We start from the raw sequence: 15,428 nt of genomic DNA on the forward strand, positions 1-15,428 counted from the left end.
CATGCCGGTGTCGCGACGGCGGGGGCGAGATGGCGAGCGACGATGCGGGCCGGGCGGGTGGCGCCCGGCTGACGATGGCGGATCTCTCGCGCATCGCGGGGGTGTCGAAGATCACGGTCTCGCGCGCGTTGCGCGACAGCGATCTGGTGCGCCCGGAACTGCGCGCGCGTATCCGCGAGCTGGCCGAGAGCAAGGGCTACCGGCTGAACGTGGCCGCGCGCGACCTGCGCCTGCAGCGACGGCGGCGGGTGGCGGTGATCGTCGAGATGCAGCCTTCGGAGGAGCGGCCGATGTCCGATCCCTACCCGCTGGCGCTGCTGGGGGGCATCGTGCAGGAATGTTCGTCGGCCGGCTACGGCGTGCTGCTGACCACCGCCGAGCCGAAGATGCGGGCCGAGGTGGAGGATGCCAGCGGCATCATCCTGCTGGGCCAGGGATCGCACGACGATGCGGTGCGGCGGCTGGCCGGCCACCGCGTGCCGCTGGTGATCTGGGGGGCGGACGACGGCTTCGACGGCCAGGCGATCGTCGTCGGCAGCGACAATCGCCACGGCGGACAGCAGGCGGCGGGGCACCTGCTGCGCGCCGGACGGCGGCGGCTGGCCTTCGTCGGCGATACCAGCCACGCCGAGCTCGCCGATCGCCACGCCGGCTTCGGCGAGACGGCGGCGGCCGGCGGCGCGGCGATCGTGGCGACCTGCGCGGCGGGCTTCACCGTCGCATCGGCGCGGGCGGCGGTGGCGGATCTGATCGCCGGCGGCCCGGCCATCGACGGCCTGTTCGCCGCCAGCGACCTGATGGCGATCGGCGCGGTGGAGGCGATCCGCGCGGCGGGCCTGACCGTGCCGGGCGACATATCCGTGATCGGCTACGACGATTCGCCGGCCGCCGCGGCGCACGCGCCGCCGCTCTCCACGATCCGGCAGGATTGGGTCGCCGGCGGACGCCTGCTCGCCACCAAGCTGATCGCCTGCCTGAGCGGCGCACCCGCCGCGTCCGAGATGCTGGAGACGGAACTGGTCGCGCGCGGCACGTAGGGCGGCGCGTGCGCTCTCGTGCACATCGCCTATTGTTATCGATATCATACACCGCTACAAGGCTCGCAAGCGGCGATGAGACGCGCGGGCGGAGGGGCAGTTGGCCAGATTGGCAGAGCGGGACGAGCGACGGGTGCGGGGCGACGGCTGGACCGTCGTGATCGACGATCGCGCCCCCGATGCGTGGGCCGCCACCATCCTGGCGCTGTCGAACGGACAGGTCGGCATACGCGGCGTGGCCGAGCATGTCGCGCGCGGCGAAGGCGCCGCCTTCCTGGCCGGCATGTACGAGACGGTGCCGATCCACTATCATGAACGGCTTTCCGGCTTCGCCCGATCGACCGACACGCGCGTGCCGGTGGCCGACGGGCTCGCCATCGATATCGCGGTTGACGGCGTACCGCTCAGCGGCGCGCCCGGCGCGTCCGAGAGCAGCCTCGATCTCCGCCGTGGCCTCGTCACCCGCACCGCGCAATGGACCGTCGGCGGGCGCGCGGTGACGGTGACGGCCGAGCGGGTCGTGCCGTTCGATCGCGCCGCCACCGTGGCGCTGCGCCTCTCCGTCACCGCCGAGGGCGCGCGCGAGATCGCCTTCACCTCCCGCCTGGTGGTCGCGGCGCAGGCGCAGGGGCAGGGAGACGATCCGCGCATCGGTGTCGATTTGGGCGCTGGTGGTATCGATATCACCGACAGCGGGCCGCACCATCTGATCCAGCGGACGCGTGCCAGCGGTCGGCAGATCGCGATCGCGCAGGCGCATTCGCCCGCCGGAGAAGCGTCGGACTCGCGGCCGGTGGAGCGGATCGGCATCGCCGGGGCGCGTGCGACGCTCACCAAGGCGTTCGCCTATGCGGAGGATCCCGCGGCGGCCGAGGATGCCGCCCGTGCAGCCGTGGCGACCGGCTTCGATGCCCTGGTCGAAGGGCAGGAGCGGGCGCTCGCCGCCTTCTGGCGGGTGGTGGACCTGGAACTGCCCGATGTTCATGCGGAACAGGCGCTGCGGCTGAACCTGTTCCACCTGTTCCAGGCGGCCAGCCGTGACGGGGCCGGCAGCGTCGCCGCCAAGGGACTGACCGGCGAGGGCTATGAGGGCCATTATTTCTGGGACACGGAGGCGTTCGTCCTGCCCGTGCTCGCCTTCACCGCGCCGGCGCTGGCGCGGGAGATGCTGCGCTACCGCTTCAACACGCTCGACGCGGCCCGCGCCAATGCCCGCGCGCTGAACCATGAACATGGCGCGCTCTATGCGTGGCGCACGATCGGGGGCGGCGAATGTTCGGCCCACTATCCCAGCGGTTCGGCGCAGTACCACATCAACGCCGCGATCGCCTTCGCCATCGGCATCTACCATGCCGCGACCGGCGACGACGCCTTCATGGCCGAGATGGGCGCCGAGATGCTGGTGGAGACCGCGCGCATCTGGTTGCAGATCGGCCACCACGATGCGCGGCGCGGCGGCTTCTCGATCCAGGGCGTGACCGGGCCGGACGAATATACCGCGCTGATCGACAACAACTGGTACACCAACCGCATGGCGCAGAAGCATCTGCGCCTAGCTGTGCGCACCGCCGCCAGCCTGGCCGCGCGGGACGATGCGGGCTGGCGCGCGCTGTCGCAGCGGCTCGCCCTGTCCGTCGAGGAGATCGCCGGCTGGGCGCTCGCCGCCGACGCCATGCTGCTGCCCTATGACGAGGCTCTCGGCGTTGACGCGCAGGATGACAGCTTCCTCGCCAAGCCGCGGTGGGACGTCGCCGGCACGCCGGCGGATCGCCTGCCGCTGCTGCTGCACAACCATCCGCTGACGCTCTACCGCCACCAGGTCGCCAAGCAGGCCGATCTCGTGCTCGGCATGGTGCTGGGCGGTGAGGAGATCGACCGCGATCGCAAGCGGCGCAACTTCGATTATTATTCCGGCGTCACGATCCACGATTCGACGCTCTCGGCGGGCAGCTTCGCGATCCTGGCAGCGGAGGTGGGTGCCGGGGAGGATGCCTGGCGCTTCTTCCGCGAGACGCTGTTCGTCGATCTCGACGATCTGCACGGCAATACCGATCACGGCGCGCACATGGCGGCGATGGCGAACAGCTGGCTGGCGCTGGCCTGGGGCTATGGCGGGCTGCGGGTGAGCGACGGGCAGTTGCGGCTGGCCCCGACCCGCCCGGCGGCGTGGAACGGCTACCGCTTCGGCATCCTGTGGCGGGGCACGCGCCTGTCGGTCGCGGTGGATCGCGACGGCGTCACCTATCGCGCGGCCGGCGGCGGCATCGCCTTCGCGCATCGCGGCACGCCCGTGTCGCTGGACGCGGGCGGGGAGGCGAAGTTCGCATGAGCGCCACCCTGCCGCGCCGCCTGTCGGCCGTGATCTTCGATCTGGACGGCGTGCTCACCGATACCGCGACGGCGCATTATCGCGCGTGGAAGCGGCTGGCCGACGAGCTGGGCATCCCGTTCGACGAGGCGGACAATGCGGCGCTGAAGGGCATCGACCGCATGGGATCGCTGGCGCTGATCCTGGCGAAGGATCGCGGCCGCACGCATGACGAAGCCGCCCGCGCCGCCTACGCCGCGCGCAAGAACGGCTGGTATGTCGATGAGATCGCCCGCTTCGGCCCGGGCGACCTGTTCGCCGGCGCGGCCGAGAGCCTGCGGGCGATCCGCGCCGCCGGGCTTCGCACGGGGCTTGCCTCCGCCAGCCGCAACGCGCCCGCGCTGATCGATCGGCTCGGCATCGCCGGCCTGTTCGACGTCGTCGTCGATCCGGCGAGCCTCGCCGCCGGCAAGCCCGCGCCGGATATCTTCCTGGCCGCCGCCGCCGCCATCGGTGCCGACCCCGCCGACTGCCTTGGCGTGGAGGATGCCGCCGCCGGCATCGCCGCGATCCGCGCCGCCGGCATGACCGCGCTTGGCATCGGCACGCCGGCCGAGCTGCCGGGCGCGGATCGCGTGATCCCGCACATCGGCGCCTTCCGGCTGGACGACTACCATGCCCGCTGAGCAAACGCGCGGCGCGCGGCGGCGCGCGACGATCGCGCTGATCCTCACCTACGCCAATTTCGCGGTGCTGCTGAACAGCGTCGGCACGGTGATCCTGCAGTCGATCGCCAGCTTCGGCGTGGGCGCGCGCGACGCGGCGATCCTGGAGGCGTTCAAGGATCTGCCGATCGCGATCGTCTCGTTCGCGGTCGCGGCCTTCCTGCCCCGGCTGGGTTATCGGCGCGGCATGATGGTGGGCCTCGCCATCGTCACCGTCGCCTGCGCGGCGATGCCGCTGGCGCCGGGCTTCCTCACCGCCAAGATCCTGTTCCTGGCGGTCGGCGTCTCGTTCGCGCTGGTGAAGACGGCCACCTACGCGATGATCGGCCTGCTCACCCGCGACGATCGCGGCCACGCGGCGCTGACGAACCTGATCGAGGGGCTGTTTATGGTCGGCGTGCTCGCCGGCTACTGGCTGTTCAGCGCCTTCATCGATCCGGCCGATCCGGGCGCGCTCGGCTGGCTGGACGTCTACTGGGTGCTGGCGGCGGTCTCGGCGGCGAACCTGCTGCTGCTGCTGCTCAGCCCGATGGACGAGAGCGGCAGCCGCATCGCCGGCGTGCCGCCGATCGAGGAGGCGCGCGCCATGGTCGCGCTGCTGGCCCGCGCGGCGGTGGTGGCGTTCGTCGCGGCGGCCTTCCTCTACGTGCTGATCGAACAGAGCGTCGGATCCTGGCTGCCCACGTTCAACGCCACCGTGCTGCACCTGCCGCAGGCGATGAGCGTGCAGGCGGCGAGCCTCTACGCCGCCACGCTGGCGATCGGGCGGATGGCGGCGGGCGTGCTGATCCGCGGCGCCGGCTGGCTGCCGGTGCTGCTCGGCTGCGTGGCCGGCATGCTGGCCGTGATCCTGATCGTGGTGCCGCTGGCCGAGGGGTTGACGCCGCGACCGGGCATGACGTGGGCCGATGCGCCGCTCGCCACCTATGCGATGCCGCTGATCGGCCTGTTCCTGGCGCCGATCTATCCCACGATCAACTCGGTGATCCTCTCCTCCCTGCCGCGCACGCGCCATGCCGCGATGGCGGGGCTGATGATCATGTTCTCCGCGCTCGGCGGCACCACCGGCAGCTTCATCACGGGCCGCATGTTCGCGGCGTTCGGCGGCACCACCGCTTTCCGCCTGGTGATCGTGCCGGTGCTGCTGCTGGCCCTCGCGCTCGCGATGCTGCGCCGGCTGGCGCGCCCGGCGGCCGCGGCCACAGGGCCGGAGGATGGCCCGCACCCCATCACACCCTTGTCTGCCTAGAAGAAGAAACGGGAGGAAAACCATGACGATCAAGCACCTGCTCCTCGCATCCGCCGCGCTCGGCATCGCCGCGCCGGCGTTCGCCCAGGCCGATCCGGCCGCCTCGCCGCCGCTGCGCAGCGACGGCACCACCCCCACCGCCGAGAGCCAGACGGCGGCCGAGCCCGCCGGCGAGGACATCGTCGTCGTCGGCACGGCCGGCGGCGGCACCCGGCGGCAGGACGCCGCCTTCGCCGTCACCGCGCTCAGCAACGACGCGATCGAGCGGGCCGCGCCCACCAGCACGGCCGATCTGCTGCGCACGATCCCCGGCGTGTCGGCGGAGAGTTCCGGCGGCCAGAACGGCGCCAACATCTTCGTGCGCGGCTACCCCTCCGGCGGCGACGCGCAGTTCGTCACCTTCCAGGTGGCGGGCGTGCCGGTCTACCCGCCGCCCACGCTCTCCTTCCTCGAAAACTCGCAGCTGATCCGGCTGGACGAGACGGTCGAGCGGGTCGAGGCGGTGCGCGGCGGCACCGGCTCGCTCTTCTCGAGCGGGCAGCCCGGCCTGACCGTCAACGTGGTGCAGCGCGAAGGCGGCAACGAGCTCGCCGGCCTCGCCAAGATCTCCGCCACGGATTTCGGCGAGGTGCGCGGCGACGGCTGGATCTCCGGCCCGCTGGGCGAGAATACCAGCTTCATGGTCGGCGGCTTCTACGCCCGCTCGCACGGTATCCGCGATCCGCAGTTCACGGTGGACAAGGGCGGCCAGATCACCGCCAACATCCGCCACCGCTTCGCCGACGATCGCGGCTCGGTGATGGTCTACGGCCGCTACCTCAACGATTTCGGCCAGTGGCTGCTGCCGGTGCCGATCGTGCAGAACGGCAAGAAGATCTCCGGCTTCCCCGGCTTCGATCCCGGCACCGGCGCGCTGGCGAGCGACGACACCCGCCGCACGACGATCAACGACGGCCGCACCATCGATCTGGCCGACGGTCGCGGCGCGCGCCTGTTCAACGCCGGCGGCACCTTCGACTATGAACTGGTCGACGGCCTGCGCGTGCGCGAGCGCGCGACCTATCTGAAGGGCGATGCCGATACCACCGGCCTCGTGCCGCAGGGCCCGCCCGTCACGGCGGCCGCTTATGCGGCGAGCCTGGGCGGCACCGTCTCGTCGCTCACCTTCGTCAACGGTGGCGGCGCGGTGCCGCTGTCGCAGCAGGTGATCCGCGCCGGCGTGTGGCAGGTGCGCAAGGATATCAAGTCGTTCGTCAACGATCTCGCGCTGGAATATGAAGGCGGCGGCAACAAGCTGACCGGCGGCTTCTATTATGCCGACTATTCCAGCGACGATCGGTGGGTGCTGGGCAACGGCCTGCTGCTGACCGCCGAGGAGAATGCGCGCCGGCTGAACATGACGCTATCCGACGGCCGCATCGTGACGCGCGACGGCTTCGCGCAGGGCGCCACCTTCAACGTCAACGCGAACTATGACGGCAAGGACTATGCCTTCTACCTCGTCGACGAATATCAGGTGACGCCGGAGCTGCGCGTGGATGGCGGCATCCGCTACCAGAAGCACAAGGTGACGGGCCGGCTGGAGAATAACAGCAACGGCATCGATACCGACAACAACCCGCTCACGCTCTACAATAACGGCACGGCGGTGCTGAACGGCACCTTCAGCACGATCGACTATTCGCACGGCGACTGGTCGTGGACGGCGGGCGTGAACTATGACTTCTCGCGTCAGGTGGGCGCCTTCGCCCGCTACAGCGTGGGCCGCAGCTTCCCGCAATTCGACAATCTGCGCGAGGGGTTGAGGATCACGGCGCGGGTGGAAACCTATGAGGGCGGCCTCAAGCTCTCCTCGGGGATCGCGAACGCCTATCTCACCGTGTTCCACAACAAGTTCGACGGGCTTGCCACCACCCAGCTGATCAACGACGTGCCGAACGCCGCGGTCGGCGGCGCGAAGGCGACGGGCGTGGAGCTGGAGGGATCGGTGCGGCCGTTCGACGGCTTCAGCGTGACGGCGGCGGGCACCTATCTGGATGCCAAGTATCGCGGCTTCTTCACCAACAACGGCCTGATCGACAATACCGGCAACCGCGTGCAGCGTCAGCCGAAGTGGATGTGGCGGGTGACGCCGGCCTACGAGACCGAGTTCGGCAACCTGAAGCCATCGATCTTCGCGACCCTGCAATATACCGGCGATCGCTTCTCCGATCCGGAGAACAACCAGCTTCTGCCGAACTATCTGCAGCTGGACGCCGGCATCGCCGTGGAGATCAACCGCGCGATCCGCCTGCAGGTGACGGCGAACAACCTCACCGACGAGGTGGGGCTGACCGAGGGCAATCCGCGCATCATCGGATCGCAGGGCAGCGGCGTGATCCTGGCGCGGCCGATCCTGGGCCGGCAGTTCCGCTTCAGCGCCAGCTACAGCTTCTAGCCTTCCTTGGCCGGCCGCCGTCCCCTCCGGCGGCCGGCTCTTTTTTGTCTCGCGGGGTACAGCCATGGATCGCCGCACCCTGCTTGCCGCCACCGCCGGGCTCGCCATTGGCCGATCGCTGCCGGCGGTCGCACGACCGGCGGCGACGCGGCGCAACGTGCTGCTCGTCATCGCGGACGATCAGGGGCTGGATGCCGGCTGCTACGGCGTGGCGGTGAGAACGCCGCGGCTGGACGCCTTCGCCGCCCGCGCCACCCGCTTCGCCCGCGCCTTTGCCACCGTATCCTCGTGCAGCCCCAGTCGCGCCGTCATCAACACCGGGCTGCATACGCACGCCAACGGCATGTACGGCCTGGCCCACGACATCCACAATCAGGGCGTGCTGGACGGCATCCGCACCTTGCCGGCGCTGATGCGGGAGGGCGGCTACGCCACCGCGCTGGTCGGCAAGAAGCATCTGCGGCCGGACGCCGCCTTCCCCTACGAGGCCGAACTCGCGCCGGAGCGGGCCGGCATACGCGACGTGAAGCTGATCGCGGACGAGGCGCTGCGCTTCATCGGCCAGGCCGGCGATCGGCCCTTCTTCGTCACCGTCGCCTATTCCGATCCGCATCGCGCGGCGGCGGGTTTCGGCAACGAACGGGCGTGGCCGGGTGTCGAGCCGGTCCGCTACGATCCGGCGACGGTGCCGGTGCCGCGCCATCTGCCGGACCTGCCGGCCGTGCGGGCGGATCTGGCCGGCTACTATGAATCGATCAGCCGGCTGGATGCGGGCTTCGGCATGCTGCTGGATGGCCTGACCGCCGCCGGCCGCGCCGCGGACACGCTGATCCTGTTCCTGTCAGACAATGGCCGCCCGTTTCCCGGCGCCAAGACCAACCTCTACGATCCGGGGCTGCACCTGCCGCTGATCGTGCGGGCGCCTGGCACGGCGCCGGCGGTGTCCGACGCGATGGTCAGCTGGGTGGATATCGCCCCGACGATCCTGGGCTGGGCCGGCGTGGCGCCGCCCGCCTACCCGCTGCACGGGCGATCGCTGCTGCCGCTGCTGGGCCGTCGCGGAGAAGGCGGGGGCGGCGGCAAGGGCGAGGACGGCTGGGACGAGGTGTTCGCCAGCCACGACTTCCACGAGATCAACCAATATTATCCCATGCGGGCGGTGCGCACCCGCACTCACAGCTACATCCGCAATCTCGCCTGGCAGCTGCCCTATCCGATCGCCGGGGATGTCGCCGCCTCGCCAGGCTGGCGGGCGATCGCGGCCGATCCGGCGATCCGCCTCGGCCGGCGCACGCAGGCGGCCTACCTCCAGCGCCCGGCGGAGGAACTCTACGATCTCGCCGCCGATCCGGACGAGGTGCGCAACCTGGCCGGCGATCCGGCCGCCGCCGCCATCCTGGCCGATCTGCGCGCGCGCCTGCTGGCCATGCGCCGCGCGACGAAGGATCCGTGGCTGGGCGACCAGAGCGATCCCTACGGCCACCTCCACCGCTGAGGCGGGGCGGCCGGCGGTGGATCAGAAGTCGGTCGAGACGTTCACGCCGAAGTAGCGGGAGGCGTCGCGCGGCACGAAGCGGACCAGACCGCCCCCCGCGCCGCTCGCCAGCAGGTAGGAGGAATAATTCTTGTCGGCGATGTTCTTCACCACGCCGCGCACCTGCCACCCGCCCGCATCGCCCTTGCCGACGAGCGCGATCGAGGCGTTCCAGATGCCGTAGCCCGGCTGGATCGTGTCCGGCCGCTCGTCCAGCTGATACTGCGTCTTCGATTTCCAGGTATAATCGCTGTTCAGCTCCAGCCCGTAATCGCCGCCCAGCGGGATCGTGTAGGTGGCCTCGCCATGCAGCTTCCACTTCTGCGAGAAGGGCAGCGGCTGGCCATCGATGTTCACGCAGGTGGTGGAGGAGGCCGGGCAGGTGAACCGGTCCACCCGCGCCCTGGTGCGGGCGAAGGCGAAGCTGAGCGCCAGAGCGTCGATCGGCCGGGCTGAGATGTCGCCCTCCACGCCGCGGGTCGAGACCTTGCCGGCGTTGATCAGCTTGGTGATGGTCGCGCCGTTCAGCAGATCGCTGAAATTGGCCTGGAAATTGTCGAACTTCGTGATGTAGCCGGAGAGCGCGAAGTTCACCCGGCGATCGAGCGCGCTGCCTTTCAGGCCGATCTCGTAACTGTTCGACGTTTCCGGCTTCAGCGCCGGCTCGTCGAAGCTGCGCATGTTGAAGAACACGTTGTACGCCTGCCCCTTATAGCCGCGTGAGTAGGTGGCGTAGGCGTTCACGTCCGGCGTGATGTCATATTGCAGGCCGGCGCGGGCGCTGAAATCGGTCTTGCTGGTGCTGCCGGTGGAGCTGTGGTTCGGCTGGATCGCCGTCGTGTCCCCCGCCAGCGTGGCCGCCGACACCTGGACGGAGGTGGACACCCGATTATGGTAGCTCGACAGCCTGTCGTGGATCAGGCGGCCGCCGACGATCGCGCGGAAGGCGGGCGTGAAGTTGACGTTGGCCTCGCCGAACAGCGAGTAGTTCTTCGCGACGATGCCATAGTCCGCGACGCCGCAGTCATTGCGGACGAGCGGGCTGGGATCGGCCGGGCAGTAGGCCGGGTGGGCATAGCCGGGCAGGCGGGTGGCGGGCGCCGGGAAGGGTGCGACCTGCCGGATGTCGCGGCGATAGGTCTCGTCGGTCTTGGCGCGCAGGAAGTAGGCGCCGATCACGTAATCGAGGAAGCCGCCCTTGGGCGAGGTGAGCCGCACCTCCTGCGAGAACTGGTTGAAATCCACCCGGCCGCGATCCTCGCCCTGCGGGATGCCGGAGGGCGGCAGGCCCGCGGCGGTATCCGCGAAATTGTCCTGATCCTGGTGCTGGCGGTTCTTCCACTCGCGATAGGCCGTGATCGAGGTGACGGTGAAGTCGCCGAGGGACAGATCGGCCTGCACCGACCCGCCGTAATTCTTGTCCCGCACCTCGCTGACGAAGCTCGACCGGATCGTCCGGTTCGAGAGCGAGGCGGTGATGCCCTGCGTGGCGAGATAGTTCGCCAGGGTCGCCGAGTTGGTGAACGCACCCGAGGGGAAGGCGCGCCGCCCGGTGGAGGCGGCCACGCCGGTGGGCGCATCGTCCCGCTGGTACAGGTAATCGGCCGAGGCGACCACCGAGAGCGTCTCCGTGGGCGTCCACTTCAGCTTGCCGCGCCCGCCGCGCCGGCGATAGCCGTTGACGTGGCTGTCGGACGTCTGATCGTAGACGTTGCCCTTCCACCCGCCGATCAGGCCGGACAGTAGATAGTCGAGCTTGCCCGGCACGATCGGGCCGGAGACGGTGGCCTTGAAGCGATACTCGCCGCCCTCGTAATAGCCGGCCTCGGCATGGCCGTAGTCGCTGTCGGTCGGCGCCTTGGTGACGATGTTGATGACGCCGGCGGACGCGTTCTTGCCGAACAGTGTGCCCTGCGGCCCGCGCAGCACCTCCACCCGGTCGATCTCGCCCAGATCCAGCGTCTGCTGGCCGGGGCGGACCAGCACCACGCCGTCCACCACGGTGGAGACGGAGGATTCGACGCCGGGCGAGGTGGTGATCGTGCCGATGCCGCGGATGAAGATCGTGCGATCCTTGTTCGAGGCGCCGGCGCGGAAATCCACCGTGGGGACGATCGCGGAGATGTCCTGAAGGTTGTTCAGGTTCTTCTGCGCCAGCGTATCGCCGCGCAGGGCGGTAATCGCGATCGGCACGCTGTTCAGCGATTCGGTGCGGAAGCGCGCCGTGACGACGATCTCGCCGCTGTCGTCCGCGGCCGCCGCCGGCGGCGGGGTCTGCGCGGTCGTCGCGTCGGGCGCGTTCTGGGCGAAGGCCGCCTGCGGTGCGATCGTCGCGGCGCCGGTCAGCATGATCGCCAGCGCCCTTGCCTGTATCCTCGTCATCCCCGCTTCTTCCCTTTGGAGCCTGTCGCCGGCTCTATGTCTACTCAGCCGATAGGCAAGATAGTTTTCCTGTCCGCTCCACCGCAAGCGCCTATCGGGCGAGCAGCCGCAGCAGCGCATCGGGAAACGGGGCGAGCCCCGGCCCGGCGGCGTCGCGCAGTATGTTGCGCTCGCCGGCGTCGCGCGGCAACGGTATCTGCAATCCGCCGGTTGCCGCCAGCCGATCGAACAGGGCGGCGTTCAGCCGGCGCGCCACATCCTCGTGGCCGGGGCTGAAGATCAGGTTGCGCGACTCCAGCGGATCGTCCTGCAGGTCGTAGAGCTCGTCCACATCCCAGATGCCGTGGAAGTGGACATATTTGTAGCGGTCCTCGCGCAGCGCGTGGACGGTGGGGGTCTGCGGGAAATTGCGCTCCCAATAATATTCGTACAGCAGGGCGTCGCGCCACGGCACGGGCCTGCCCTGCATCAGCGGCAGCATGTCGCGCCCCTCCATCCACGCCGGCGGCGCCAGCCCGGCGATGCCGAGCAGGGTGGGCGCGACATCAAGGTTGGCGACCACCTGCTCCACCACGGTGCCGCCCGGGAACAGCGCCGGGCAGCGCGCCAGCATGGGCACGCGCATCGATTCCTCGTAGGCGCAGCGCTTGTCGATCAGGCCGTGCTCGCCGAACAGGAAGCCGTTGTCGCCCATGTAGAGGATCAGCGTGTCGTCCAGCTCGCCGCGCGCCGCCAGATGATCCATGATCCGGCCGATGCCCTCGTCCACGGCGAGGAACGTCTCCATGTAGCGCTTGTAGTAATCGCCCACGTCCAGATTGGCGTGATAGGCGAAGTCCACGCCGTGCCAGCTGTTGCGCTGGTTCTCCACCCACATCGGCCGCCCTTCCACGCCGGCCGCCATCGTCTCGGGGTAGCGGAAGGCGGCACCGGCGTAGCGGCCTTCGTGGCGGGGCGCGGGGTAGAATTCGGCGTGCACCGCCTTGTGCGCCAGGAACAGCATGAACGGCTTCTCGCGCGTGCGGCTCTCCAGCCAGTCCAGCGCGAAATCGTTGAGCACGTCGGTCAGATAGCCGTTTTGCGCGATCCGCTCGCCGTCCACGTTCAGGCCGTCGCCATTGGGCCAATAGTCGCCCTGGCCCTTGAAGCTCACCCAGCGATCGAAGCCGGGCTGCGGATCGTCCCCCTCCAGCCCCATGTGCCACTTGCCGATGAACGCCGTCTCGTAGCCGGCCGCCTGCAGATATTCGGGGAAGAAGACGAGGCCCGGTGCGATCGGGTGGTTGTTGTCCACCACGCGATGCTGGTGCGCGTAGAGGCCGGTGAAGATCGTCGCCCGGCTGGGGCTGCACAGGGCGGTCGTCACGAACGCGTTCTTCAGCCACGCGCCCTCGCGCGCCAGCCGGTCCAGCATCGGCGTTTCGACGAAATCCTGCGTGCCCATGAAGCCCATCGCGTCGTAGCGATGATCGTCGGTGAGGATCACGACGATGTTGCGCGGCTTCGCGGCCGTGCGCGGCAGTGCGAGATCGCCGGTGCGGGTGGCGAAGGCGGGTTCCTCCGCCCGCCAGCTGAGCGCCGCCAGCGGCTCGCCGGGGCCGGCGGCGGCCAGGAGGACGGATCGGGTTTCGTCTGGTTCGCTCATACGCGCTCTCGTATGATCCCCGTGTCCCCCTTGTGTCGAGCGAAGTCGAGACACGGCCTCGCCCCTCGCCCCTCGACTTCGCTCGGGGGGAGGCACCCGTTGGTCGCCGGCGGCTACGTCCTCGCCGCATCCTCCACCCGCTCAAGCCTTGGCAGCAGCAGCTGGATCCACGCGAGGCCGAGCAGGTACGAGACCGAGGCCACCAGGAACAGCGGCAGATAGCCATAGCCGTTCGCCAGCAGCACGCCGGCCACGAACAGGATGTTCATGCCGGCCAGATTGCCGATCAGCGCGCCGAAGCTGGTGACGGAGCCCACCTTCGCCTGCGGCACGATATCAGCGATCAGCGCGAACATGTTGGTGGAAAAGCCCTGATGCGCCGCCAGCGTGAGGCCCAGGAAGGCCACCGCGACCCAATAGTCGCTGGTGTAGAGGGCGAGCGGCACCGGCAGCACCAGCAGCCCGCACACCAGCATCGATCCCTTGCGCACCGCGTTCACGCCGTAGCCGCGATCCAGCAGCCGGGTGGAGATGGCGCCGGCGGCGAGCGACCCGGCGGCGGCGCAGGTGTAGACCACGGCGAGCGGCGGGCCGAGCTCGGCGACCGAGAGGCCGAAGGTGCGGTGGAAGAAGTCGGGCATCCAGAACAGCAGCAGCCACCATGTCTGATCGGAGAGCGCCTTGGCGATCGCGATCGCCCACGTCCGCCGCTCGCGGATCACCGCGCCGTAGGCGGGGGTGGGATCGGCGGGGGAGCAGGCCTCGGGCGGCGGCGGCGCCAGATCCAGCCCGCGCGTCACCAGCAGCCACGCCGCCGCCCACACGAAGCCCAGGATGCCGGCCGCGACGAAGGCGCCGCGCCAGCCCCACGCCGCCGCGACCAGCGGGATCATCAGCGGGGTGACGATCGCGCCCATGTTGCTGGCGGCGTTGCCCAGGCCGTAGCCGGTGGACCGCTGGTTCGGCGGGAAGATCGTGGCGATCGTCTTGATCTGGGTGGGCGTGCCCATCGCCTCCGTGGCCCCCAGGGCGACGCGGCAGAGCGCGAACTGGATCATCGATCGCGCCCAGCCGTGTGCCATGGCGGCGATGCTCCACGCGGCCACGCCGATCGGGTTCGCCCACTTCACCCCCAGCCGGTCCACGATCCAGCCGGTGAAGATGAACGCCACCGCCGCCGAGAACTGGAACAGCGAGGCGAGGGTGCCGTAGTCGCGGTCGCTCCAGCCCATGTCCACCTCGATCAGCGGCTTCAGCACGGCGATGATCTGGCGATCGACATAGTTGAGGATGCCCGCCGTCACGACCAACGCGAACAGCAGCCAGCGGCGGGTGGGCGAGGGGATCATGCGACCGTCACCTGCGCGCCATCGCGCAGGAAGGCGACCGCGTTGCGCCGCAGGTGCCGCGTGCCGGGATCGAGCATCGCCTCCGCCGTATACTGGGCCAGGTACACGCGGCGCGGCGCGGTCGATCGGTTGGCGCCCGTGGCGTGCAGTAGCAGGCTGGAGAAGGCGACGACGCTGCCGGCCCTTGCCGCCACGACCACGCCCTCGCCATCGGCCTCCGCCGCCAGATCGCCGGTGGCGGGATCGCGGCGGTGGCGGCGGATGCCGGCGCGATGGCTGCCGGGGATCACGCGGACGGTGCCGTTCTCCGCCGTCGCGTCGTCCAGCGGGCACCAGCAGGTGAGATAGGGCGCGTGATCCGGCGGGCCGCCATTGCCGGCGACATAGCCGCTATCCTGATGCCAGGCGAACGGCAGGCCGCCCTCCGGCCCCTTCACGACATATTGATCGAAGAAGAAATAGGCGTCGCCGCCCAGCGTGGCGCGGCAGATATCCGCCATCACCGGGCTGAACAGCATCGCCCGCAGCGCCGGCGTCTCGCGCTGGCATTCGCTGGCGAAATAGCGCCGGCCGCGATGGCTGAGGCCCAGCCGGTCGGTGCCGGCGGCGTCCATGCGGCCGTCCTCCCGCCGCACGAAGGCGTCGCACTCCGCGCGCAGCAGCGCGAGCGGGGCGCCGTCCAGCGCGCCCTCGAACACGGCATAGCCGTCGCGCGCGAACCCTTCGGCCTGTGCCTCGAACCTCATCCGCTTTCTCTCCGGC

Annotated in this window: 10 protein-coding genes; 6 read left to right on the forward strand and 4 right to left on the reverse strand. The window is 69.9% G+C overall.

Annotated features, from left to right (window positions below; all coding sequences use genetic code 11):
* The first annotated feature begins 29 nt into the window (after window positions 1-29).
* The 6 genes from GNT64_RS05270 to GNT64_RS05295 all read left to right on the forward strand — a co-directional run bounded on the left by GNT64_RS05270 (window position 30) and on the right by GNT64_RS05295 (window position 9,251).
* On the forward strand, window positions 30-1,037 hold the full coding sequence (locus GNT64_RS05270; protein WP_197277289.1) for a LacI family DNA-binding transcriptional regulator: 1,008 nt from the start codon (window positions 30-32) through the stop codon (window positions 1,035-1,037).
* Window positions 1,038-1,137: 100 nt separating this feature from the next.
* Window positions 1,138-3,366 carry a glycoside hydrolase family 65 protein gene (locus GNT64_RS05275; protein WP_156678557.1) on the forward strand — a complete coding sequence of 743 codons (2,229 nt, stop codon included), beginning with the start codon at window positions 1,138-1,140 and terminating at the stop codon, window positions 3,364-3,366.
* Complete coding sequence (gene pgmB / locus GNT64_RS05280; RefSeq protein ID WP_156678558.1) at window positions 3,363-4,031, forward strand: beta-phosphoglucomutase; 669 nt, start codon at window positions 3,363-3,365, stop codon at window positions 4,029-4,031. The genes GNT64_RS05275 and pgmB overlap by 4 nt, the downstream gene beginning before the upstream one ends.
* Window positions 4,021-5,319, forward strand: coding sequence for an MFS transporter (locus tag GNT64_RS05285; protein ID WP_156678559.1), 1,299 nt, complete (start codon window positions 4,021-4,023; stop codon window positions 5,317-5,319). Before pgmB ends, GNT64_RS05285 begins: the two co-directional genes overlap by 11 nt.
* Before the next feature lie 22 nt (window positions 5,320-5,341).
* The gene (locus GNT64_RS05290; RefSeq protein WP_156678560.1) at window positions 5,342-7,756 is read left to right on the forward strand and encodes a TonB-dependent siderophore receptor; all 2,415 of its coding nucleotides are present in this window, start codon (window positions 5,342-5,344) and stop codon (window positions 7,754-7,756) included.
* A 64-nt stretch (window positions 7,757-7,820) separates the two neighbouring features.
* Entirely contained in the window at window positions 7,821-9,251 is a 1,431-nt protein-coding gene (locus GNT64_RS05295; RefSeq protein ID WP_156678561.1) for a sulfatase family protein, read from the forward strand.
* 21 nt (window positions 9,252-9,272) lie between these two features.
* On the opposite strand, the gene GNT64_RS05300 is transcribed toward GNT64_RS05295, so the two are convergent.
* The 4 genes from GNT64_RS05300 to GNT64_RS05315 form a co-directional block, all read right to left on the reverse strand.
* Window positions 9,273-11,672, reverse strand: a complete 2,400-nt coding sequence (locus GNT64_RS05300) for a TonB-dependent receptor (protein ID WP_156678562.1) — start codon at window positions 11,670-11,672, stop codon at window positions 9,273-9,275.
* A 91-nt stretch (window positions 11,673-11,763) separates the two neighbouring features.
* The gene (locus GNT64_RS05305; RefSeq protein ID WP_156678563.1) at window positions 11,764-13,317 is read right to left on the reverse strand and encodes a sulfatase family protein; all 1,554 of its coding nucleotides are present in this window, start codon (window positions 13,315-13,317) and stop codon (window positions 11,764-11,766) included.
* A gap of 113 nt (window positions 13,318-13,430) precedes the next feature.
* A complete protein-coding gene (locus GNT64_RS05310; protein WP_156678564.1) occupies window positions 13,431-14,666 on the reverse strand; it encodes an MFS transporter in 1,236 nt (411 codons plus the stop codon).
* Window positions 14,663-15,412, reverse strand: coding sequence for a phytanoyl-CoA dioxygenase family protein (locus GNT64_RS05315; protein ID WP_156678565.1), 750 nt, complete (start codon window positions 15,410-15,412; stop codon window positions 14,663-14,665). The genes GNT64_RS05310 and GNT64_RS05315 overlap by 4 nt, the downstream gene beginning before the upstream one ends.
* Between the last annotated feature and the right edge of the window lie 16 nt (window positions 15,413-15,428).

This window comes from Sphingomonas profundi (genome assembly GCF_009739515.1).
In the GTDB taxonomy this organism is placed as follows: Bacteria; Pseudomonadota; Alphaproteobacteria; order Sphingomonadales; family Sphingomonadaceae; genus Alterirhizorhabdus; species Alterirhizorhabdus profundi.